Source organism: Leptospira semungkisensis (assembly GCF_004770055.1).
Lineage (GTDB): Bacteria > Spirochaetota > Leptospiria > Leptospirales > Leptospiraceae > Leptospira_B > Leptospira_B semungkisensis.
Window position 1 is genome coordinate 37,402 of sequence record NZ_RQEP01000012.1, and the last position, 18,890, is coordinate 56,291.

Consider the following 18,890-nt stretch of genomic DNA (forward strand, 5'->3'; position numbering starts at 1 on the left):
TGGATCCCCTTAGAAGCGGTTTGTTACTGTGAGACGCATTGCAGCGCCTTTGAAGAAATTACGGGTAAATTCCGCCGCTACCTTTGGATCGTATCCTTTGCAAGAGAAGATATCGATATAAGAAGTATTGGTGTCATTCGCAAAGTGAGCAGAGATACAAGAAGTCTCGATCAACTGCACCATGGAATATCCTGCAACTCTATCGTCTTCGCCGAAGTAAACCACTTGGGTCTCTCCGAATCTCTTCATTTCGATAAGATCGCAAAGCTCGATCACATATTGTTTGATCGCGTCAGCGTCTCTGATCAATGCAGCGTCACATTCTTCCAAGTCGATGGAAGTAAGAAGTCCCCAAGCTCCGTCTTTGAAAGGCTCGTATACTTTCAGTTCGGGATCTGCATCCATTTTGGACTGGATATATGTTGGGAAGCTTCCTTGGAAACGTTTACGAACGATTTCGGATTCTTCATTGCGAGCCCAAGCCAATTCCGGATTTTTCATAGCCGGATGGAAGGTGATCTCTTGTCCTACTTCGATGTCTCTCAGGGCAACCAGGGTAATATCCCCTTGGAAACCGCAGTTTGCATCGGAGCTTTGACGGATATAATGCACGGAGTCGATTCCATCGTCATGCAAAGGAGATACTAGATAGAAATCCTTGTGCACACGGTGAGGTGTGGAAAGACCAGAAAGGCCAGCAAGCTCGTCCTTATGGACTGCTTTACCTCCCCAAACTGCCACGACTTCTCCGGCAGGGATTCTTTCCTTAGTATATAGGAAAGCTTCTCCCTTTTCGGTAGTAGTAATATCAATGCTATTTCTTAGATAAGAAAAACGGTTAACGATCTTAAGTTTATCTTGGGTCCGAAGGCTCATACTCTGATACCTCTCCTCGTATTAATTTGAACATATGAATTTACAGCCCACCCACCTGGAGAGGGGAATTCATCTTTATCAATGCGGGTTTTTCCGGCTCTGCCGGAGAGAAGGTCTCTATTTCCCAACTGGTTTGTGAGGTAGGTCTACGCCAAGTTTCAACAAACCGCGCTTCATTTCCACAACGGAGATGCTCTTCGAGCCGAAGCGTTCCTTGAGATATTCCAGAGCTGCCTGATTATCGATTAGGTCTCCGCAAGTGAAGACGTCGATCGCGCAATAACCGTATTCGGGCCAGGTATGTATGGCGAAATGGGATTCGCTCACGACAACCACACCGCTCACACCAAACGGGCTAAATCTATGAAAAACAGATTTAACTGTGGTGGCACCGGAGAGGTCGACTGCCTTCAACATGATATCTTCTACCAATTCGTGATTGTTGATGGTCTCGTAATCACACTCATAAAACTCTGCAATTACGTGCTTTCCCAATGCGTTCATCTACTGCCTGACACCTCCGAACCGATTCTGGTTTAGTAACCGAGCATGCGTATGACTATGTTTTTTTGTCAACTCTCTACGTAAATTTATATTTATTTTTCTGTACAGCTTTTTCTAAGATCGGAAGATTCTAGAAACTGATAACGTTACATTTTTAGAGACGAGCTTTGAAATGAAATCCCACAAGGAGTATAGACATCGAAAATCATCGATTTAAAAAATGGGTCCTTTTGAGCTTTTTCGGGGTTTTTTGGGCCATTTTGAGTACGCTCATTTACATCAATAGAGACCGACTATCGCAACTTTGGTACTCGTATCCTGTTTTCAACACTCGAGAAGAAGCAATCGCAAGCGCAGAAAGCTCTGGCAAGAAAGGGATAATATTTTTTATCACTCCTCTTGTGTGTGGAGACTGTGGCTTGCAAACTAGAGATCTAGAAGATTTGGATCATCTCGGTTGGACTCTTCTCAAAGTCTCGGAAGGAAGTTTGGAATACGAAAGGATCCTCTCGGACGATAGATTCCAAGAGGCATTGGCCTTGGTTCGAAGCGGTAGACCTTCTTGGGGGATCATGAATCTAGGAGAAGAATTACTTCTTCTAGAGCCAGGATCGCCAAAGAAGGACTTCATCCAAAAACTTTCAGGCTCCGCTACGCAAAGCGCAGAGCCTTAAGAGCTCTCACTCGCGTAAACGGATATTTAATAGAAGGAAGTATGAGAAGGGCTTTAATCGCCCTTCTTCAGAAACTCAGAGATAGAATTCTTATCCTTCTCCAAAGAATGGCGATGGATCTCTTCGATCACTGTCTCTATAACAGAACCCATGAGAAAAACTCCGGAGCTGACTTTGACGTCGTAACTTCTCTCGGATTCGTTCGGACCGATCTCCTTATAAACGGAGAAGCCTTTGATTGTTACAATTGTATCGTTTCCAGGAGGCGCGATCGTAAACTCATGGGTATTCGTGGAAAGATCGAAGACGGAGTCTTCCAAAAGAGAAGGATCCGACAATAAGGTAGCAAGTACCTTAGGTAAGGATTCGGCTAACTTCACTTTTCTCTTCTGATAAACCTTGTTTCCCTCTTTTCTTTCCTCCAAGAGCTCTACGTTTTTCAATTCCGGAAAGCGATCCAGATATTTGTATCTATCTTCTCTGGCTCGGAGTAGATCTTGTAAGGGTACTGGAAAGGTTTGTACTACTTTATATTGTTTCATCCGGGGTTCCTGAGGACTTGGTTTTAGCCGTTTCCCGGGCAGTTTGTTTACATTTCTCCACTCGGGAAACCCTTTTTTCCTACTGCAGGAAAGGAAAAATCCGAATGACAGGCAGAAAGAAAGGAGGCGATATGTTAATCCTAAGAATGAAAGATAGAACTTGGATAGAACTTTCTAAAAAGGCAATCGCCGAGAATCTTAAGAGCTTTCGCTCTCTTCTTTCTCCCAAAACGTTGATCGCCGCAATCATCAAATCCAACGCGTACGGTCACGGCCTATTAGAAACCGCAGAGCTTTCTCGTAAAGGAGGAGCGGATCTATTCGGTGTAAACTCTTTGGAAGAAGCTCTTATTCTCAGAGCTAAGTATCCTGACTTTCCCATCCTGATTATGGGAGAAATTCCAGATTTGTTAGAGAGAAGGAAAGAAGTTTCGGATCCGAATTTTTGGATCATCGTTTCTAGAACCGAAAGCGTGCAAATACTTTCTGAATGCAAACCTTCTCCCAAGATCCATCTGAAAGTGGATACTGGAATGGCTCGCCTAGGATATTCAGGAAAAGATCTAGAAAGGACTCTTACTGAAATTCGTGACCTTGGACTTCCCTTGCATGGAATCGCTACTCATTTTGCGAGCACAGAAGATGTGTTAGAACAGAAATACTCCAAAGAACAGATGAAGAATTTTTCGGAAGCGATCCAACTTGCGGAGAGTCTTGGGTTTAAGGATCTAGTTAAACATTCTTGTGCTTCCGCTTCTACCATGCTTTTTCCCGAAGCACATTATGATCTAGTTCGAGTGGGAATTTCTCTCTACGGTCTTTGGCCAAGTTTGCAGACTAGACTTTCTCTACATCTAAGTGGCAAGAAGGACTTCCAACTTTCTCCTGTCATGAGTTGGAAGGCAAGGATTGTTCATTTAAAGACAGTGCCGGAGGATAGTTTCGTAGGCTATGGCTCCACGTACCAAACAAGCGCAGAGACAAAGGTCGCCGTCGTTCCCGTCGGATATTATGAAGGCTTGGATCGAAAGCTTTCGAATAACGGAGTCATGTTAGTGAGAGGGAAAAGAGCGAAAATCCTAGGACGGATATGCATGAACATGACCATGCTGGATGTCACCCATATTCACGATGTGCAAATCGGAGACGTGGTAACTATTTTAGGAAAAGATAAAGAAGAAGAGATCGGCGCCGACGATCATGCGAATTGGACTTATACGATTAACTACGAAGTGACCACTCGTATCAGCGAGTCTGTACCAAAAATAATACAAGAGTAAGAGAGTTTATGAATCTTCCCGAATCCAAGGAAAAACAAACCGGCAAAGAAGTGACTCCGGTTTATACCACTAAGACATACAGCCTAATGATCAGGTTAGTGTTTAAGGCGAGAGGTTTGCTTTTCGACTCTTTTGAGGAATATTTTCCCGCAAGCAATCCGAAGAAGATGTTACCTGCTCCCTATCCTTCCGTTCTAATGGCAAATCACGTTTGGGAAGGTGATGTTCCTGCGCTCGCGGCAGTGTATCCTCACGTTACTCCTTCTATCAAGTTTGCTATCCCTGCGAGAGAAGATCTAATGGGAAAGGATTTCTTAACAAAGGAATTCAAACCGAAAGGTTTCCTCAAATGGTTCTTCTTTCTCGTAGATAAATCCAAGATCATTCCTACATATATGAACTATATCGGATGCGTTCCTATCAAAAGACCGTTTCGAGATAACGCAAGAGAACTCTTGAAGAAAGGTACATTAAGAGATATGGTCGACCAGGAATGGAGCTATCTCTCGGATCGGATCTCGGAAGGAAGGAATCTATTCATGTTCCCAGAAGGAACGTTCAATCATGACGGATACATGAATCAGATCAAGAAAGGAGTCTATTTTCTTCGCACCAAGTTTAAAGGACTCAATTTCACTTCTTTCACTTTAACATACGACTACTTCTCCTCAAAGAAAGCAGAACTACATATTGGCTACGGAGATCAGTTCCCAATTCCGGAAAGCGCAGACTCGGACGAGGTCTCGAGTATCGTAAAGGAAAGATTAGGACGCGGATACGCCGTAACCGCAGGAAATCTAGCATCTTATATAATCCTGAAATTCGAAGGAAGAGCAAAAGAAAGCAAAGACAAACTCTTTCAAACCTTAAAGGCATTCGCAGAAACGATCAAAACAAAACATCCTGAGATCTATATATCACAGAAGTTTAATACCGAAAATCTAAAGCATGCTTTCGACTCCTTCTTGGAGAAGACAAAGAAGAGTGGATTCTTGAAACTCGAAGGAAACGATATAGTATTCTTAGAGAAGTTATTTCAAATCCCGAAAGATCTGCATAATTTGAAGAAGAAAAATATGGTCCTATATCATAGGAACCAACTTACTTATCATCTTCCGAAACTGGACGCAGCATGGGCGTCTACAGTAACCGTTTAGGAGAAATTTTTGGCCTTTTGGAAAAGAATCGGTTCTCGTAAAACCAAAGTCGAAAACTGGATTACAACTCCAGGAAGACTCGAAGCTAGTATCAGTAAGAGTTTGAACTTTCTATTTTCCTCTACTATAGAGGAGATCCTACCGGGAGAAATCGCATTGTCTCCTTCTGTCGTGGGACTTCTTCGTTTGCCCGAAGAGAAATTGAAACTTCTCACTCAAGAATTTCCGATCGAGAAGGCATTCCCCTATTCTTCTTTAGATGAATTGCTCTCTGAAGAATCTAGGGATGCGATCGTAGAATTTATTGCGGGAGCTCAAGCTGCTCCTTCTAAGAACTTAGTGCTGGGAATATTGAATCAGCCTGAAGTGCAGGCAATCTTTTCCCAAGGCCTGGAGAAAGTGCTAAGTGAATTCCATAAGAAGATCAATCCTCTGCACGGAGTATTTCAGGCAGCGGGCCTAGAAAAACAAATCTCTCAATTTCTATCTTCTTTGTTACCTACTTTCACAGAAAGAATAGCAGACTTTGTTTCCATAGGCTCCGGAACTCAAGAGATCCAATCAGTGATCCGAAATACTCTCAGGATCCTATTGCAGACCGGCTTTCAAGATCTGGGAAGAATGGAAACTTCTCAATTCGGATCGGGCACGGATCGGATCCGCAGAGCGATCGCAAGCGATGAGAAAGTACGGGCCGCGATGGAAAATGTTTACTCCGTAGGAAGAGATACATTATTAAATCATTATAGAAAAGAGACTTTGAAAGAATTCGTAGGACTGTCCCAAACTGAATTGGACCTTTGGATCGGCAAGATAGCGAGCGATACGGCTCATAATTTAAGAAAAGTCCATACTAAAAAATCCATCTCTCCACTTGTCCTAGAAATCTTAGGGGATATTCTGGGTTGAAGAAGGTCATTTCCACCATCCAAAATGCTTTGGAATATCTGGACAAACTCGGACCCCAGAAATCCTTCCAGTTATTCAGGGATCTTGGCTACGAGGCATTGTTTTCAATCTCGGAGAAGGTGGATCATAAGAGCTTATTATTCTTAAGTCAGAACCTGAGCCAGCAAGAAATCGTTAGCCTTTTACAGTCGATTTCGGAATCCATTTTGGTAGAATTGATCCAAAACACGATTCCCTCCGATCTGGTATATTACGTAAAACATCTAGGGCTCACGGAACTCAAGCTATTGGCAGAAGCCTTGCCTCCGGAAGACGTTGCCAGGATCAATCAGACTATCGGTTCTAAAACTATAGTAGAGATCATCACCAATATAGGAACAAAAGAAGCATTACAATATTTGAATGCGATCGGCACAGACTCCTTTTTGGAGATCGCCAAATCTGTTCCAGTCAAAGACTTCGTTCCTTTGACAAAGACATTAACCCCTGAGCAATGTGCAGAATGGATCCGAAAACGTTCCGTGGCAGAAATCCCTACTTTACTGAAAACATTCGGAACCAAGAACGCACTCACTCTTCTGACTCAAGTGGGTTTTCAGAAGGTGCTATCTCTTCTTTCTATCCTTAGCATGGAAGAATTAGGTGTATTAGTAAATACAGTGAATAAAATGAAACTTCCTTCAGTAAGAAAGCCTGTTCCCAAAAAGGGAAAGTCCTCTCCGAGCAAGAGGACAAAGAGCAAAAGAAAGAATTCTTAGTTATCCATTCCCTTCTTCGCGTTTAATACCTCTTCCTTACTCTTTTCAATACTCTCCAATCTCTCTTTGATCATTTTTTCATATTCCGGATTTTGGCTTTGAGCATTCTCGGAGACCATCTTTTTATAATTATCCATGCCGTATTGTAGGATCTCCAACATATCATCAGATCTCTTGAGCTTGGTATTCAGATAGAAAGTCATTTCTTCTTTGGGGACATCCCTTCTATCCAAGATCTCTCCTTGGATCCGGTAATAGTGGTCCTCGTCTTCTTTTCTTTTCCGAGTCTCTGCATCGGTCAACTTGCGAGGAATTAAGGTATTATTCGGGAATTTTTCGACAAGAGGCTTGAATCTTTCGTACATCTTTTCGTACAATTTAGCTCTTTCTTCCGGTGAGAGGCTGTCTAGATAGGATTTTGGCTTGGGAGATTTTTCTTCTCCATCGGAAGTCTTGTCCTGATCGACCGCGGGTTCTTCGGAAGATTCGGAGAACTCTAAGAACCCTCCCCCGTCAAAAACAGAATTCTCTTTTCTTAATACGGTTTCTTTTGACAAGCCGCCTTGTAGAACGACCTCGTTCTCTTCGGAAGAGGAACTGAAAAGGAAGTAAGAGGAAATTGCAACGAGTAGGAATACGAGGACTGAGATCGAATATATGATTTTTCGGGTCATTCTGAATGTAAGGGTAAAATTACCTTAAAAATACTGCCACCTTTTAGATTCGGTTCGACGATCACTTCTCCACCCATTTTGTTGATCAAAGTGCGGCTGATGGAAAGTCCAAGACCAGTCCCTCCCACAGTTCTATTTCGTTGGTCCGGGACTCGGAAGAATCTTTCAAAGATCAATTCTTTATATTTAGGATCGATCCCAACACCGGTATCAGTGAAGCGAACCTCAATCTTCTTATCCGATATTTTTTTAAGTGAGACATCCACTCCTCCTCTTTCCGTATATTTTATCGCATTCACAAAGAAATTCGTAACGATCTGAGAGAACTCGAACCTAAGTCCTTTTAATTTTAGGCCAGGCTGCAAATCCATACTGATCGTAATTCCTTTTTCGGAAGCAGGAGGAGAATTGATATATACTACTTCTTCGATCACAACGAGAGGATCAAAGATCTCGTTCATTTCTTCGGTAGTTTGCGAATTCTTATTTTCTAACTGAAGAAGATTATCTATGAGGAAGTTCAATCTTCTCACATTCTTTCGAATTACATCTGTCATTCCTTTTTGATCGTCATTCAAAGAGAGAACAGGATCGGAGAATAATAGATCGAAGTAACCTTGAATATTCGTCATAGGAGAACGAAGTTCATGAGAAATATTTGATATAAATTCGTGCTTTATCTTTTCAGATTCCAGGATCAAGGCATTATCATTGACTTGGATCTGATAGAACCTTTTGGTTTCTGCACTAAAACCAGTAACGCTCAAACCTACTGAAAATCGGGTGCCGTCCTTCAAGATCAGAGTCGCCTCGGGAATAAAGGTCATATTCTGATCCTTTCCGCTGGGAGACTTTAACTCGGTCTGTTCCAGAATATCTGGCAAGACCCTCGCTAAGCGAATATTCTTGATCTCGGAGATTTGGTAACCGGAAACTTCCCTAAATCTTCTGTTCGCATCCACGATCATACGAGTATCTGCGTTTACGATAATCATCGCGTCCGTTGCAAACTCGAACATGTATCTATATCTTTCTTCAGTAGTCTGGCGTTTTAAATCGCTAATATCGAGACGGGTTTCCAAAAGATAATTGTCTTCAGATAGTCTCTTATTCTTCTCTTCAATATCACGAATCTCTTGATTCAAATAATCTAATATTCCGTTAATCGTAGAGCGAATAAAAAGATAAGGACTTTTCGGAAGCTGAGTGTCCAATGAAACTTCTCTCTTTCCAGAGAACAAAGCTAAGGCAAACTCTTTCATTTCGGAGACGAGACTTCTTAGAGGAGCTATATCTTTTAGAGCCCCTCCTAGTTTTGGAAACTTACCGTTGGAATAATACAGACGATTCGACGCAGAATTTGCCTGAGCAAAAGCTTCTGGAAACTTAGGGAATGGATCGTCTGCGACGGATTGAGCCAGGTCTTTTAAGATCTTGCGCCCACCTTCCAAACCAGGGAAGGTCTTGCCGTAAATCTCCATTACGAAGCTAAGATCTTCATAAGAAGGCATACCGGATAAGATCCTTCCTAACTCAGGAACAGGCCGACGATAAAAGCCGTCCAGATCACTCGGTTTCCAAGGGCAAGGACCCACCCAATCCGCCACATAGGAATCTCCTTCGTATGCGACATGATTTGCGAGATCTTCCATTGCCCTCTTTAACGCACGAGATACTCGATTTGCTTCTTCAGGAAATTTGGAAGCGAAGCGTCCGGTAAAGACCAACATATTTGTAGGAAGATAGAATGGCGGAATTTCATTTTCCACCGTTAGGCAATATCCCTTCTCCCCAAAGAAAGGAAATTCCTGCAAGGAAGCAGCGACCCCCAAGCACTCCGCACGAATAAATTCGTGTATTAGCAAGGTCGGCCTAGTGGTCAAATATGGGACCGGCTTTCTGCGATGATAATTCTCTGAGCGAAAGAACTCTTCTGCAACGAAGCGATCCAAAGAATACGGATGTAAAATGGGAAGAAAACTATGATACGAATCTCGAATGGACTCCGCTTCCATATAAGATGCGGAATAAAATCCGTGCACGAGACAAGAGAGCACCGTCCCTCTATAAAATGTCCAATGGGGAGAAGTCTTGCGAAGCTGCTGGTCCACCCAAACGGTAAACGGGATTTCGCCTGCCTCTGCCCGACCTTCTCTCATATGAGCGAGAACCGCTTCATAACTTTTTAATGCTCGGACACGAACGAGAACTCCCTCTTCCTCGAAGTACCCTCTACTGAATGCGAGAAAGATCGGAAAAGACGTTAACCTAGGTGTTGTGACGATCTCTATTTCTATCACGGCACCCATCGTTCCCTAACCCTGGGCTTTTTTCAAGAAACCCTTGGATTCCGGGCGCAAAAGCTAGAAAAAAGGCTCCAGTGAGGGGAAATTTCTGTCGAGAGACATAATATGAGAGCTCCTTTCTGGCGGAAGGAACTCCTTCAGGGGCAAGAGCATGAAACTCACGGATTTAGACTCATTTCAGCGGGTTATGGCGAGGATGGAAGAGATTGGCGGAATCGCCGAGAGGTTCCAGCCGAAGAAGCAGGAAGGAGATCCTACAGAAAAGAAGCCCGAGCCCGGATTCGCAGACGTGTTGGAGACTAAATTTAAGGAACTCTCCGAAAAAGATATGGGCCCAGGATCAAAGGAACTCGCTCAGATCATCCAGAAGGAAGCGGCCAAGAACCATTTGGATCCAAACCTTGTAAAATCGGTGATCCGCGCAGAGTCCGGTTTTAAATCTTCTGCAGTTTCCCCAAAAGGAGCAATCGGCTTGATGCAGCTAATGCCTGGAACCGCAGAAGCCTTAGGCGTGGAAGACCCTTTCAATCCTGAAGAGAATATTGCCGGAGGAACAAGATTCCTGGCAGACATGATGAATAAATTTGGAGATTCAAATTTGGCCCTAGCGGCATATAACGCAGGTCCCGGTGCCGTGCAGAAATACGACGGAGTTCCCCCTTTCAAAGAAACCAAAGATTATATTAAGAAAGTAAATCGCTATTGGAAGGGAGAGAAGTAATCGGATTTAATAATATTTCTTTAACTCTCCGAACAGACAAGCAGTGAGTTCCGAACAAGAAGCCATCTTTTCGGGCTGCAGGCATACTTGCATTTTATCGAAGTGTTTCTTACATCCGCGTAAGCAGGAGTTTTCAATCTTATAGAGTTGATCTTCCGTACTTTGAGGGAGTTCCTTCTTAGTACATTTTGCAAGATTGTCGCAATAATCTAAGCAAACTTCCTTCCCTTCCCAATCCAAATTAGAATGACTTACGGAACTTCTGGAATATTTGAAGGCAATAAAGGTCCCAACCGCGAGACCTAAAAGAAATATAGGTAAATAAGGAAAAAATTTTCTAAAAGAAATTCGTTTCATCGACTCTCCGATTTTGAATCTATTCTACGGTTCGGCCCAAAAATATAGATCTGCTCTTTACCCTTGGTAGGCCCGAGGAATTCCTGCATGGAAGATATATCCCTTTTCCACACTTCTTGCGTCTGCGCATGAGTATATCCGGGAGGAATTATGAAGCCTTTTTGATAAACTACCAGGAATCTGGTCCCGTCCGCGCAGTTTCTCTCTGCACCTGGCACCGAGTGCACGATTTCCGCCTCGGGAAGATCGTTTTTGAAAGTCAATGCGGTCCAAGGATTCTCAGAGACTATACAGACCTGTTTCGCAAGTCTTAAAGGTCCTTCTTGAGGTACCTCATTCAGACTCAATCTGGGCAGAAGGGAAAATTGCAAATATGAGAGAAGTCCCAAGCCAATGAGAAGATTTGCAGCCACTATGGAAGGAACTCCTTCACGAGTGAGGCTTCTTCTGAAAATCCAGATGATTCCAAAAACAAAACCAAAGAATAGAACTTCCTGCCAGATCGATCCTTCCATGATCACATCGAAAAAGCTCATTCCCAAAAGCAGAATGATCGAGAATGCTAAGCTAAAGAAGAAGTTCCAAATTAAAGCTCGGCTGAATTCATATTCCTTTTTTCGAATAGAGAATAAACCAAGGCCCAAGAACGCGAGCGGGATGATTGGTAGAAGGTAGTAAAAATCCTTTCTATTTGGAGAAAGATGGATCAGAAAGATCGCTACAGTCGTCCAGAGGAAGGAACTCCCGATCAATTCTGCAGTATTTCTTGCCTTATATAACAGTTTGGTAAAGAAAGCAACTGCCAAAACAATACAAAATGGAAAGCTATATAGAAGGAATCCACCTGGAATGATCCACTCCGGTTGATTTACTGTGGCCGCCGAGAATTTGCCGAAGTTTTCTGTAAAAAGAAAGACCTTTAGAAATTCTTTACCCAATTCGGAATATGAAAGTAGCACGCCGATCCAAATCCCAGGAACAATCAAAGAAGAAGAATGGAAGACAATATGGTTGAGGAGTTCCTTCCAAATTCTTTTCTTACCAGTCCAAATCCCTCTTTCGGTGATTAGAAAAACGCGAATTATTGAATAAGAGCCGAGTATAACTCCACTATAAACTTGGAAGACCGGGCCCTTGATAAGAATTGCGATTCCGGAAAGTAAACCCCCGACAAAAAGCCAAATCCGATTTCCAAATAATCTAAATTCCAAAATGGAAACGGAAACTGCGGTGATAAAAAACGCCAATAAGGATTCCATCATCGCAAGTCGCGAGAATTTAAAGACTCCCAACGTTAAAGTGTAGGCAAAGGAAATTGAGAAGGAACTCCTCGCACTTCCCCCAGCTCTTCTGAGACCGATATAGATCAGAACGGAAGTTCCGCAAAACAGTAGGAAAGACGGAAATCTTTCCGAAAAATAGCCGATCCCAAGCAAAGCATCGGAGGCCATTCCCACCCAGAACAATGCCGGCGGTTTGTATAAATTCAAGATCCCTTCAAATTTCGGGAAAAGATAGGAAGAAGAAGCTAAGCTCTCCCTTATTGTAGCGATATGCATCGACTCATCCCCTTGGGTGAGCAACGCATTTCCGCCAGAACCTGGCAAAAGTAAGATAATGTTTAATAATATTAGCAAAGAAAGGAATAGGCGATCCCCTCCGGAGCTAAATAAAGAAGAAATCTTCTGGATTACAAATTCGGAAAAGGTTCCCTTTTTTCCAGAAACAGAATTGTCATTTGGAGGATTTGAACTCGGCATTGGGTCTTACTTATAAGTAATTGTTTACTTACTTAATACCTTTTTTTCATGCCTATTTGATTAATCAAGATTAAACCAGGCTCAGAAAACAAAAATCCGCTTGGCTGATTAGTCAAGGGTCGGGATACGTTCATATAGGCAGTCTAGATGGTTCGAGCAGCTAAAAAGAAAACGAAGAAAGTAAAGGCCTCAAAAGGCACAGCCGCCGCCTCACGCCGAGACCCAAAAAAGAGAGACCGAACTGCAACCGAACGTGCTCTTATGAGAGCCGGGATCCAAGTATTTGCTGAAAAGGGATATGATGCTGCTACGACCAAGGATATCGCCAAAGCCGCTGGCGCAAATGAAGCTCTTATTATGCGATATTTCGGCGGTAAGAAAGGGCTCCTCGAAGCTATTTTAACTAGGACCGAAGACTTCGATAAATCCACTTCGCATAACGAAGACGCTGAAGCGAAGGACTACACCCACCTAGACGAGGCTTTGGTCGAATCTATCTTTGAGAAATGTTCCGACTATCGTCATTATTCCGATTTTATGAAGGTCGCAGTAAGCAGGATCATCCTGGACCCAGATGTCAGCAGGATTATCCAGAGAAAAATATACACCAAAGCTCTGCCTGAAATGATCCAGGAGCTGGAAAGATTTAAAAAGGCCGGTCAAATCGACTCGAAGGCAGATCTGAAATCCGTAGCCTTCGGGATTTCTTCTCTCACTTTTGCCTTAGGATTTATGGCCCAGGTGGTTTATAAAATTCCTGAATCAGAAGTCAAAGCTACCATCAAGGAAATGGTTCGCCTTTTGCATAAAGGCTTAAAGCCCGAAGTGAAGGCATAAAAAAGGCCGGATGCTTTCGCGATCCGACCTTTCTCAATTTCAAGAGAGCGAGAATTAGAAAATTCTGATACTCACTTTTTTCCGCCGATCAGATTCAAAGCACTACCTGCCTTAAACCATTCGATCTGTTGCGCATTGTACGTGTGATTCACCTTGAATTCATCTTTGCTTCCGTCTTTATGATGCAAAGCCAAAGTAAGAGGAGTTCCTTCCTTGAAACCAGTCAACCCGAGAATGTCGATCTTGTCATCCTCCTGGATCTTATCGTAGTCCGCCTTATCTGCGAAGGTAAGAGCGAGCATACCTTGTTTCTTTAGATTGGTTTCATGGATACGGGCAAAAGATTTTACGAGAACGGCGCGAACACCGAGGAATCTCGGCTCCATCGCAGCATGCTCTCTAGAAGATCCTTCTCCGTAGTTCTCATCTCCAACCACGATGGACCCGATGCCTTTTGCCTTATATTGGCGTTGGACTTTCGGAACTTCATCGTAGGAACCATCCAACTGGTTCTTTACGCTATTGATCTTTTCGTTAAAGATATTGGTAGCACCGATAAGAAGGTTATTAGAGATATTATCCAAATGTCCGCGGAATTTCAACCAAGGACCTGCCATGGAAATATGGTCCGTAGTACATTTTCCTTTTACTTTGATAAGAAGGTTGAGACCGGATAGATCCGTTCCTTCCCACTTAATGAAAGGAGAAAGAAGCTGCAAACGATTCGAGGTAGGGCTCACAATAACTTGGATCCCGGACCCGTCCGCTGCAGGAGCCTGATATCCAGGGTCCTTTACATCGAATCCTTTCTTAGGCAATTCGTCACCATTCGGTGGATCCAGTTTAACCTTCTCCCCTTTCTCGTTTACAAGTGTATCATTGTTTGGATCGAAAGTGAGATCTCCTGCGATTGCAAGAGCAGTCACTAACTCAGGAGAAGCCACGAAGGCGAATGTATTCGGATTTCCATCGTTCCTAGATTGGAAGTTACGATTGAAGGAATGTACAATCGTATTTTTCTCTTTCTTATCCGCGCCGACACGAGACCACATACCAATGCAAGGTCCACAAGCGTTCGCAAAAACCTTCGCGCCGATCTTTTCAAAAACCTTAATATACCCGTCTCTCTCAATTGTGAAACGGACAAGCTCCGAACCAGGAGTAATCGTAAATTCAGCCTTCGGTTTTAAAGACTTCTCAGCGGCTTGATTAGCCAAGGAAGCAGCTCTTGCAATGTCTTCGTAAGAGGAATTCGTGCAAGAACCGATAAGACCAACTTCTACCTTAGTAGGCCAACCGTTCTTCTTAGCTTCTTCCTTCATTTTAGAAATCGGAGTCGCCAAATCGGGAGTAAACGGCCCGTTCAAATGAGGCTCCAATTCTGAAAGATTGATCTCGATTACTTGATCGAAGAATTTTTCAGGATTTGCATAGATTTCTTGGTCAGCAGTTAGGTGTTCCTTCACACCGTTTGCGAGATCCGCTATATCTGCTCTGCCAGTGGAGCGCAAATATCTCTCCATAGATTCATCATAAGAGAAAGTAGAAGTGGTGGCGCCGATTTCCGCGCCCATGTTACAGATAGTTCCTTTTCCAGTGCAGGAAAGTGAAGTAGCTCCTTCTCCGAAATATTCTACAATGGCTCCGGTTCCACCTTTTACAGTCAGAACGCCAGCTACTTTTAGGATAACGTCTTTCGCAGAAGTCCAGCCGTTCAGTTTTCCGGTGAGTTTCACTCCGATCAATTTTGGCCATTTCAACTCCCAAGGAAGTCCAGCCATCACGTCACAAGCATCAGCTCCACCGACTCCGATTGCTACCATTCCCAAGCCTCCGGCGTTTACCGTATGAGAATCGGTCCCGATCATCATTCCGCCAGGAAATGCATAATTTTCTAATACTACTTGGTGAATGATCCCTGCACCTGGTTTCCAGAATCCGATCCCATACTTGTTTGAAACGGAAGAAAGGAAATCATAGACCTCTTTGTTCTCGGTAGAAGCCGAGGCAAGGTCGGAGGAAGAACCTTCTTTAGCTGTGATCAAATGGTCGCAGTGAACCGTGGAAGGAACTGCTACCTTATTACGACCAGCAGACATAAATTGCAAAAGAGCCATTTGGGCAGTTGCATCTTGCATTGCAACTCGGTCGGGAGCAAAATCAACATAGGATTTTCCCCTTTCGAAGGTTGCGGTAGGAGTTCCTTCCCATAAATGAGAATAAAGAATCTTTTCAGTCAACGTTAAGGGGCGTCCGACCAACTCCCTTGCCTTCTTGACCAAGGACCCGAGTTTTTCATACCGGGCACGAATCATATCTATATCAAATGCCATTTGTCATCTCCGATGATGGTTTCATCGTCTCTCAGGCATAGGGTGCTTGTATAGGATTTTTCCGCCAAAAGGACAATTTTGGCGATACGGAATATTTGTTTACTACTGACCTAGGTGAATTTTAAATTTTCTGCGAGGAGTTCCTTCCACCTGAGTAGAAAGAACGAATAAACCTATCTCACAATCTGAATATCAACTCTTCTGCTTTTCTCTTTCGCGGCCTCTGAGCTTCCGCTCTTACCAAGTTGCTCTGAGCCCTTCGCTTCCAGTACTAATCGAGAAGTTTCTATCCCATTTCCCAGAAGGTAATCTCTAACCATTTCCGCTCTTAATCGGGAAACTTTCTGATTTGCTTCTTCAGACCCTTCCAAAGAAGCGTGGCCGACCAGAACGGCTTTGATATCAGAATGTTTTTTCAAAAGAAAACTTAAAGAATCCAATACCCTTCTGTGTGAGTGAGGAATCTTAATATCATTTTTATCGAAGAAGATCGGTGAAGACTGGATTTTAGACGCAAGCTCAGCATCTTTTCCCTCTAACTTGGCCGGTTCCTTCTTTTCAGAAAGAAAATCGAAGATCCCTTTCTTTTCAGTGGAAGGAACTCCTTCAGAATCCTTCTTCTCGACAACCTTTTGTTCTGCCTTAGAGGCTTTCTTCTTAGATTCTGCTACTTCCGGAGCAGAAATTTGAGAGCTTGGCTTCTTTCTAAAAGCATAATAGACCCCAATTCCAAACCCAAATAAGATAATTAGAGATAGAATGAGTACCGGAATGCGGCTTTGCTTCTTCGGTTGGCCAGCAGAAGGAGTTGGAATGTAACCGGAATAACCTTTCGAATGTAAATCTGAAGAATGTGGGACCACTAATCCAATTGCCTCGTCGTGAGAAGTATATTCTTCCTGATCGCCTCTAGAATGCGCCGATTTCTCAGCTGCCCATTTTCGAATTTCAGTTCGAAACCATTCATCTGCTTTTTCAGTAAACTTGTAGTTTTCTCGAATATACTCCATCGTCTTTTTTTCGATGTCAGTATAAGTATTATTATCCTTAACCGCACTTAGGAGCCTTTTTGCGTCATTGATGGAAATTCGCCCGTCCCTTTTACCAGCAGTAGCTTCATCCGCAAGCTCAACTAAGCCCCGGTCAAACTTCTTACCTTTGATAGTGACGTAATAATTTTGCTTTTTAGTCATACTTCCGGTCCATCTTCCAAGGATAAGGATCTTTTCATCTTACTAAAGCCGTCTTTCTTTGAATGACGGTTCTTAAAGTAATTCTTAAGGCGATCTCGGCAACTAAAGTTTTACAACGCCTAATTGGATTATCGAACCATCATATATACTTTCTTGATTCAAAATATACTAAATTAGTAGAATTCGCCCTTCAGATCTCACGCCAATATGGGCTAACTTCCTTAAGAGAAGTACACCCGAGTAAAACCATCAGAAGACGGTCTAACCCAATTGAGACTCCAGAACATTCGGGCAGTCCTTTTTCAAGGGCTTGTAGGAACTCCTCATGGATGGGAAAAACTTCCTTCCCCAGTTTTTCCCTAGTCTTCTGTTCCTTTTCGAAGCGAGCTCTTTGCTCCCTTGGGTCTAGCAACTCGAAGAAAGCATTCGCCAGTTCAATATTTCCAAAATAAAGTTCGAATCTTTTCGCTACCCCGCCTTCAATTCTGGAGAGGGCTGCCATCTCAGGGGGGTAATCATAGATGAATTGAAATTCCGCAGGAAATTTGGGTTCAATTAGATTTAGAAATATTAGAAAGAAGCAATCCTCGTACTCCATTTGCTCCAATGGCAAGTTAGTCAGAGCCAATTCCTTGATTTTAGATTCTAAAGTCTGTCTATCCCAATCGATATGCACGAAATCTTGAAGGAGTTCCTTCACAGATCTCCGCAAAAAAGGCCCACTCTGCATCGGGAGACTTAATTTTCGTGCTACGCTGCGAATCAAATCCTCAACAAGATCCATAGCTTGGCCTAAATTTGAACCAGCCTCATAGAATTCTAGCATAAGGAACTCAGCGGTATGGAAGGAGCTCCCTCTTTCTCCCGATCTAAAGGTATGCGCTATTTCATACACCCTTTCTAAACCCAAAGATAATGCCTGTTTTAAGGAATATTCAGGAGAGGTAATTAGATAACCTTTCTCATTTTCTGAAGGAGAATTAACTAGGAAAGGATCGAGATACGGTTCCATTCCAGGGATTTTCTTAAGGGCTGGCGTATCAATTTCCAGGAACTGCTTTTCTGTAAAAAAAGTTCGAATCGCTTGCAAAAACTGAGATCGCTGAGATAAGATTTCCAGATTAGTTAAATTCATGTTACTTAGTTCAGTAGCAAAAGAGAGATTCTTTGCTCTTTCATTAGAAGGAACTCCTCATGGAGAACATTAGAAAATATACTTACTTTGAAATAAGAAAAAAACCAAAGGTTGTAGAAATCGAAGCTATTTTTTCAGAGATGAACGAGCAAATTATAAATGAACTTCGATCAGTCTTAGCGATGGCCTTCTACGAAACAAATCGACATGTGAAATTAGATATGTCGAAATTCGGGAGCCTGCCCTTTTCAGTTATTGAAAAATTAATCAAATTCGCATTGGATCTCAGGGAAAAAAATCGCGTTTTCATTTTATCCAAACCGGCTCCTCAAATTCGAAAATACATTCAAACCTTCGCTTTAGATCAATTACTACTTATCCTCTGATCGACGCCCCCGCTCTGGTAATTTCCAGGCATGAAACGCAAGCTTCAGCCCAAGATTTCCAATTAGCAGCAATGTCTTAGGGCTTAGCACGGATTCATCCATGCTTCCATTATTATATTCTACTGAACAATATAGGATTACATTATATTTCGCACAAATGCTTTGAAATTCCTTTCGGCGAGGAGCAATTCTTTCAAGAAGTTCCCAGATATGATCTTCTAAAGGAAGGTTTGCATCTTTCTTCGAATGTATTTGCCAAAGAGGAGAAGTGATTGGCGCACCAGAAATGGAAGGAACTCCTTTATGGACTGATAAGTCGGGACGTATACCTAATTCGCGAGTCAGGTTTTGAACATCAAGCCCCGGATTGGAAATTGCAATGAGTGCCCAGCTTCTTGGAAATGACGGACTGTCCGTTTTCATCAACTGCCTAAAATACGCCTTAAAAGACTAATATATGAAAAAACTACAAAATCCCGCCCAGCATC

At 42.9% G+C, this 18,890-nt stretch carries 18 protein-coding genes; 7 read left to right on the forward strand and 11 right to left on the reverse strand.

Going from position 1 to position 18,890, the window contains the following annotated elements; translation table 11 throughout:
- Nucleotides 1–9: 9 nt before the first annotated feature.
- Both EHO59_RS09750 and speD read right to left on the reverse strand, forming a co-directional pair.
- Entirely contained in the window at nucleotides 10–876 is an 867-nt protein-coding gene (locus tag EHO59_RS09750) for an S-adenosylmethionine decarboxylase (RefSeq protein WP_135587400.1), read from the reverse strand.
- 117 nt (nucleotides 877–993) lie between these two features.
- Nucleotides 994–1,380, reverse strand: coding sequence for an adenosylmethionine decarboxylase (speD, locus tag EHO59_RS09755; RefSeq protein ID WP_008596834.1), 387 nt, complete (start codon nucleotides 1,378–1,380; stop codon nucleotides 994–996).
- Between the two features lie 260 nt (nucleotides 1,381–1,640).
- On the opposite strand from speD, the gene EHO59_RS09760 reads away from it, so the two are divergent.
- Nucleotides 1,641–2,054 carry a hypothetical protein gene (locus tag EHO59_RS09760; protein WP_246052814.1) on the forward strand — a complete coding sequence of 138 codons (414 nt, stop codon included), beginning with the start codon at nucleotides 1,641–1,643 and terminating at the stop codon, nucleotides 2,052–2,054.
- A 53-nt stretch (nucleotides 2,055–2,107) separates the two neighbouring features.
- On the opposite strand, the gene EHO59_RS09765 is transcribed toward EHO59_RS09760, so the two are convergent.
- Nucleotides 2,108–2,596 carry a DUF2505 family protein gene (locus EHO59_RS09765; RefSeq protein ID WP_135587404.1) on the reverse strand — a complete coding sequence of 163 codons (489 nt, stop codon included), beginning with the start codon at nucleotides 2,594–2,596 and terminating at the stop codon, nucleotides 2,108–2,110.
- A 146-nt stretch (nucleotides 2,597–2,742) separates the two neighbouring features.
- Between EHO59_RS09765 and alr the strand changes: the two genes are divergently transcribed.
- The 4 genes from alr to EHO59_RS09785 are packed head-to-tail and all read left to right on the forward strand — an operon-like array spanning nucleotide 2,743 to nucleotide 6,700.
- On the forward strand, nucleotides 2,743–3,876 hold the full coding sequence (alr, locus tag EHO59_RS09770) for an alanine racemase (protein ID WP_135587907.1): 1,134 nt from the start codon (nucleotides 2,743–2,745) through the stop codon (nucleotides 3,874–3,876).
- 8 nt (nucleotides 3,877–3,884) lie between these two features.
- Nucleotides 3,885–5,033 (forward strand): 1-acyl-sn-glycerol-3-phosphate acyltransferase, encoded by a 1,149-nt coding sequence (locus tag EHO59_RS09775; protein ID WP_135587407.1) that lies wholly within the window; start codon nucleotides 3,885–3,887, stop codon nucleotides 5,031–5,033.
- Between the two features lie 9 nt (nucleotides 5,034–5,042).
- Entirely contained in the window at nucleotides 5,043–5,942 is a 900-nt protein-coding gene (locus EHO59_RS09780; RefSeq protein WP_135587409.1) for a hypothetical protein, read from the forward strand.
- Nucleotides 5,939–6,700, forward strand: a complete 762-nt coding sequence (locus tag EHO59_RS09785) for a hypothetical protein (RefSeq protein ID WP_135587411.1) — start codon at nucleotides 5,939–5,941, stop codon at nucleotides 6,698–6,700. The genes EHO59_RS09780 and EHO59_RS09785 overlap by 4 nt, the downstream gene beginning before the upstream one ends.
- Here the strand turns inward: EHO59_RS09785 and EHO59_RS09790 are convergent.
- Together EHO59_RS09790 and EHO59_RS09795 are read right to left on the reverse strand one after the other, a co-directional pair.
- The gene (locus EHO59_RS09790) at nucleotides 6,697–7,374 is read right to left on the reverse strand and encodes an LIC_20245 family lipoprotein (RefSeq protein WP_135587413.1); all 678 of its coding nucleotides are present in this window, start codon (nucleotides 7,372–7,374) and stop codon (nucleotides 6,697–6,699) included. The two genes, EHO59_RS09785 and EHO59_RS09790, sit on opposite strands and share 4 nt — an antisense overlap.
- Nucleotides 7,371–9,674, reverse strand: coding sequence for a sensor histidine kinase (locus tag EHO59_RS09795; protein WP_135587909.1), 2,304 nt, complete (start codon nucleotides 9,672–9,674; stop codon nucleotides 7,371–7,373). Before EHO59_RS09795 ends, EHO59_RS09790 begins: the two co-directional genes overlap by 4 nt.
- Before the next feature lie 157 nt (nucleotides 9,675–9,831).
- On the opposite strand from EHO59_RS09795, the gene EHO59_RS09800 reads away from it, so the two are divergent.
- Complete coding sequence (locus tag EHO59_RS09800) at nucleotides 9,832–10,401, forward strand: lytic transglycosylase domain-containing protein (RefSeq protein ID WP_135587415.1); 570 nt, start codon at nucleotides 9,832–9,834, stop codon at nucleotides 10,399–10,401.
- A gap of 6 nt (nucleotides 10,402–10,407) precedes the next feature.
- Here EHO59_RS09800 and EHO59_RS09805 read toward each other — a convergent pair whose 3' ends face one another.
- Both EHO59_RS09805 and EHO59_RS09810 read right to left on the reverse strand, forming a co-directional pair.
- Nucleotides 10,408–10,758 (reverse strand): Cys-rich protein, encoded by a 351-nt coding sequence (locus EHO59_RS09805; protein ID WP_135587417.1) that lies wholly within the window; start codon nucleotides 10,756–10,758, stop codon nucleotides 10,408–10,410.
- Entirely contained in the window at nucleotides 10,755–12,518 is a 1,764-nt protein-coding gene (locus EHO59_RS09810) for an ArnT family glycosyltransferase (protein WP_135587419.1), read from the reverse strand. The genes EHO59_RS09805 and EHO59_RS09810 overlap by 4 nt, the downstream gene beginning before the upstream one ends.
- 147 nt (nucleotides 12,519–12,665) lie before the next feature.
- Here EHO59_RS09810 and EHO59_RS09815 point away from each other — a divergent pair, with 147 nt between their 5' ends.
- Nucleotides 12,666–13,355, forward strand: coding sequence for a TetR/AcrR family transcriptional regulator (locus EHO59_RS09815; RefSeq protein WP_135587421.1), 690 nt, complete (start codon nucleotides 12,666–12,668; stop codon nucleotides 13,353–13,355).
- A 71-nt stretch (nucleotides 13,356–13,426) separates the two neighbouring features.
- Here EHO59_RS09815 and EHO59_RS09820 read toward each other — a convergent pair whose 3' ends face one another.
- The 4 genes from EHO59_RS09820 to EHO59_RS09840 all read right to left on the reverse strand — a co-directional run bounded on the left by EHO59_RS09820 (nucleotide 13,427) and on the right by EHO59_RS09840 (nucleotide 18,825).
- On the reverse strand, nucleotides 13,427–15,688 hold the full coding sequence (locus EHO59_RS09820; RefSeq protein WP_135587423.1) for an aconitate hydratase: 2,262 nt from the start codon (nucleotides 15,686–15,688) through the stop codon (nucleotides 13,427–13,429).
- A 173-nt stretch (nucleotides 15,689–15,861) separates the two neighbouring features.
- Nucleotides 15,862–16,881, reverse strand: coding sequence for an OmpA family protein (locus EHO59_RS09825; RefSeq protein ID WP_135587425.1), 1,020 nt, complete (start codon nucleotides 16,879–16,881; stop codon nucleotides 15,862–15,864).
- A gap of 190 nt (nucleotides 16,882–17,071) precedes the next feature.
- Complete coding sequence (epmA, locus tag EHO59_RS09830) at nucleotides 17,072–18,016, reverse strand: EF-P lysine aminoacylase EpmA (RefSeq protein WP_135587427.1); 945 nt, start codon at nucleotides 18,014–18,016, stop codon at nucleotides 17,072–17,074.
- Between the two features lie 371 nt (nucleotides 18,017–18,387).
- On the reverse strand, nucleotides 18,388–18,825 hold the full coding sequence (locus EHO59_RS09840) for a DUF4279 domain-containing protein (RefSeq protein ID WP_135587435.1): 438 nt from the start codon (nucleotides 18,823–18,825) through the stop codon (nucleotides 18,388–18,390).
- Nucleotides 18,826–18,890: the final 65 nt, after the last annotated feature.

Excerpts from the sequence above, each read along its gene's own strand:
- EHO59_RS09765 (WP_135587404.1), bottom strand. The coding sequence starts at position 2,596 with ATGAAACAATATAAAGTAGTACAAACCTTTCCAGTACCCTTACAAGAT.
- EHO59_RS09840 (WP_135587435.1), bottom strand. The coding sequence starts at position 18,825 with ATGAAAACGGACAGTCCGTCATTTCCAAGAAGCTGGGCACTCATTGCA.
- EHO59_RS09750 (WP_135587400.1), bottom strand. The coding sequence starts at position 876 with ATGAGCCTTCGGACCCAAGATAAACTTAAGATCGTTAACCGTTTTTCT.
- EHO59_RS09810 (WP_135587419.1), bottom strand. The coding sequence starts at position 12,518 with ATGCCGAGTTCAAATCCTCCAAATGACAATTCTGTTTCTGGAAAAAAG.
- EHO59_RS09775 (WP_135587407.1), top strand. The coding sequence starts at position 3,885 with ATGAATCTTCCCGAATCCAAGGAAAAACAAACCGGCAAAGAAGTGACT.
- EHO59_RS09820 (WP_135587423.1), bottom strand. The coding sequence starts at position 15,688 with ATGGCATTTGATATAGATATGATTCGTGCCCGGTATGAAAAACTCGGG.
- alr (WP_135587907.1), top strand. The coding sequence starts at position 2,743 with ATGAAAGATAGAACTTGGATAGAACTTTCTAAAAAGGCAATCGCCGAG.
- speD (WP_008596834.1), bottom strand. The coding sequence starts at position 1,380 with ATGAACGCATTGGGAAAGCACGTAATTGCAGAGTTTTATGAGTGTGAT.
- EHO59_RS09825 (WP_135587425.1), bottom strand. The coding sequence starts at position 16,881 with ATGACTAAAAAGCAAAATTATTACGTCACTATCAAAGGTAAGAAGTTT.
- EHO59_RS09805 (WP_135587417.1), bottom strand. The coding sequence starts at position 10,758 with ATGAAACGAATTTCTTTTAGAAAATTTTTTCCTTATTTACCTATATTT.
- EHO59_RS09815 (WP_135587421.1), top strand. The coding sequence starts at position 12,666 with ATGGTTCGAGCAGCTAAAAAGAAAACGAAGAAAGTAAAGGCCTCAAAA.
- epmA (WP_135587427.1), bottom strand. The coding sequence starts at position 18,016 with ATGAATTTAACTAATCTGGAAATCTTATCTCAGCGATCTCAGTTTTTG.
- EHO59_RS09790 (WP_135587413.1), bottom strand. The coding sequence starts at position 7,374 with ATGACCCGAAAAATCATATATTCGATCTCAGTCCTCGTATTCCTACTC.
- EHO59_RS09800 (WP_135587415.1), top strand. The coding sequence starts at position 9,832 with ATGAAACTCACGGATTTAGACTCATTTCAGCGGGTTATGGCGAGGATG.